1 protein-coding gene is annotated in these 2,606 nt (G+C 67.5%); it reads right to left on the bottom strand.

The features are described 5' to 3' along the window. The coding region (locus ACFP9U_RS17970; RefSeq protein ID WP_378623555.1) for an isopeptide-forming domain-containing fimbrial protein at window positions 1-2,606 on the bottom strand (2,606 nt) is incomplete at both ends.

Genomic DNA, 2,606 nt, shown 5'->3' with positions numbered 1-2,606 from the left:
GTGCCGCCGCCATCGATATCGCCGAAGAGCGGCCCATCATCCTGCGGCACGACATCGGACAGCGGCACGTTGCCCGTGTTGGTCACGGTGAAGGTGTAGGCGATCCTGTCGCCGACACGTGCCGCGCCGTCGCCGTCCGAGTCCTCGAACACGCCGGTCTTCTCCACCGCGAGCTCGGGATTCTGGGGATCGATGAGCACGCAATGGTCGGACGGGCAGTCCGGATCCGGTCCGCCGGGCTCCTTGACGATGTTGCCCAGGGGCCCGTCCGCGTTCAGCGGATCGGCAACCGTCGCCGACACCGCAAGCACCAGCGTCCCGTTTTCGCCGTCGATACGCGCGGGCACCGAGAGCCCCGTCCAATCCACCGTACCGCCGCCCGGGCTGCCTCCCGAATGTGCGCCGTCATTATCGGCGCCGGCGAAGACCAGGTTCTCGTCGAGAACGTCCTGGATGGCGTAGCTGTCGGTGAACCCGCCTTCATTGGTCAGGGTGATCTCGTAGGTGAGCGTTTCGCCCGCTTCCGCAACGTCGTCGGTCGGACCGCTCTCTCCCACCAGCCGCTTGACGAAGCTGATCGCCGGCGGGGCCACCTCGTGCTCCGTGGAACACGTCGTGCACTCCGGATCGGGATCGCCGCCGCCCGCCACATCGACCGCGTTCGACAGCGCGCCGACGGCCTCATCGTCCACCCTTGCCGTGTAGGTCACCGTATGGGCGCCGGCGGCCGTGCCGGAGGGAAGGGTAAAGGTGCGAGTCTGGCCGCTGCCATCGACCGTAAACAAACCGGCGTTCGTCACCGCGTCGAAGGTCAAGCCGCCGCTCAGCGTGTCGGTCAGCACCAGATCCTCGGTCGTGGCGGAGCCCGTCACCGTCGCGATCAGCGTATAGGTGATCGTCTGGCCCGCATCGACCTGTTCTCCGCTCGCCGGGTCGGACGTTTTCTCCGCCGAGATGGCGAGCAGCAGCGGGTGCTCGGTCGAGCAGTTGGTGCACTCGGGATCGGGATCGCCGCCGCCGGATGCTGTGACGGAATTGCCCACGGTTCCCGACGCCTGGTCGTTTACCGTCGCCGTATATGTGACCGCGTAATCGCCGGCCGCGGTGCCGGCCGGGAGCGTAAAGGTGCGCGCCTGGCCGCTGCCGCCCGCCGTGAAGGTACCGGCATTCGTCACCGCGCCGAAGGTCAGACCGTCATCCAGCGTATCCGCCAGGATAAGGTCCTCGGTCGTCGCGGAGCCCGTCACCGTCGCGATCAGCGTGTAGGTGATCGTTTGCCCCGCCTCGACCTGCGTGCCATCCGCCGGATCGGAGGATTTCTCCGCCGAGATATCCAGGAGCAGCGGGTGTTCGGTCGAACAGTTTTCGCAAGCGCCGGTGCTGGCCGTCACCTGGTTGCCGACCGTTCCGGCAGCCCCGTCGTTTACGGTCGCCGTGTAGGTCACAGTGTAAGTGCCTGCCGACGTCCCCTGCACAAGCGTGAAGGTGCGGGTCTGGCCGCTGCCGCCTTCCTGGACCTGCGGGCTGGTAGTCGCTACCGCACCGTAGGTCAGCCCGTCGTCCAGCGTATCGGTTAGTACGATATCCTCGATCGCGGCCGAACCGGTGATGGTCGTCACAAGCGTGTAGGTGATCGTGTCGCCGGCCTCAACCTGCGTTCCGTCAGCCGGATCGGCGGTTTTCTCGGTCACGATGTCCAGGAGCAGGGAATGCTCGGTCGCACAATTCGTGCATTCCGGATCCGGATCGCCGCCGCCCGAGGCCGCGACGGAATTGCCCACGGTCGTGGCGGCCTGGTCGTTCACCGTCGCCGTATAGGTCACGCTGTAGATGCCCGCCGGCGTATCCGCTGGAAGCGTGAAGGTGCGGGTCTGGCCGCTGCCGCCGGCTGTGAAGGATCCGGCATTCGTCACCGCGCCGAAGGTGAGGCCCGCGTCGAGCGTGTCCGTCAGGACCAGCGGCTCGGTCGTCGCGGACCCCGTCACCGTCGCCGTCAGCGTGTAGGTGATCGTCTGGCCCGCCTCGACCTGTCTTCCGTCGCCCGGATCGGAGGTCTTCTCCGCCGAGATCTCCAGAAGAAGCGGATGCTCGGTCGTGCAGTTGGCGCATTCGGGGTCCGGATCGCCGCCCCCGGTCGGCTCGACCGCATTGCCGACCGTGCCGGAGGCCTGGTCGTTCACCGTCGCCGTGTAGCTCACCGTGTAGGTGCCGGCGGGCGTGTTGGCGGGAAGCGTGAAGGTGCGGGTCTGGCTGCTGCCGCCCGCCGCGAAGGAACCGGCGTCCGTCACCGCGCCGAAGGTGAGGCCCGCGTCGAGCGTGTCCGTCAGGACCAGGTCCTCGGTCGTCGCGGACCCCGTCACCGTCGCCGTCAGCGTATAGGTGATTGTCTCGCCGGCTTCGACCTGCTCGCCATTGGCCGGGTTTGACGTCTTCTGCGCGGTGATATCGAGGAGCAGCGGATGCTCGGTCGTGCAGTTGGCGCATTCGGGGTCCGGATCGCCGCCCCCGGTCGGCTCGACCGCATTGCCGACCGTGCCGGAGGCCTGGTCGTTCACCGTCGCCGTGTAGCTCACCGTGTAGGTGCCGGCGGGCGTGTTGGCGGGAAG

It is taken from the genome of Nitratireductor sp. GCM10026969, from assembly GCF_042660605.1.
GTDB lineage: Bacteria > Pseudomonadota > Alphaproteobacteria > Rhizobiales > Rhizobiaceae > Chelativorans.
Note: the sequence above shows the minus strand (reverse complement) of the source record. Positions and strands in the feature narration are given on the sequence as shown.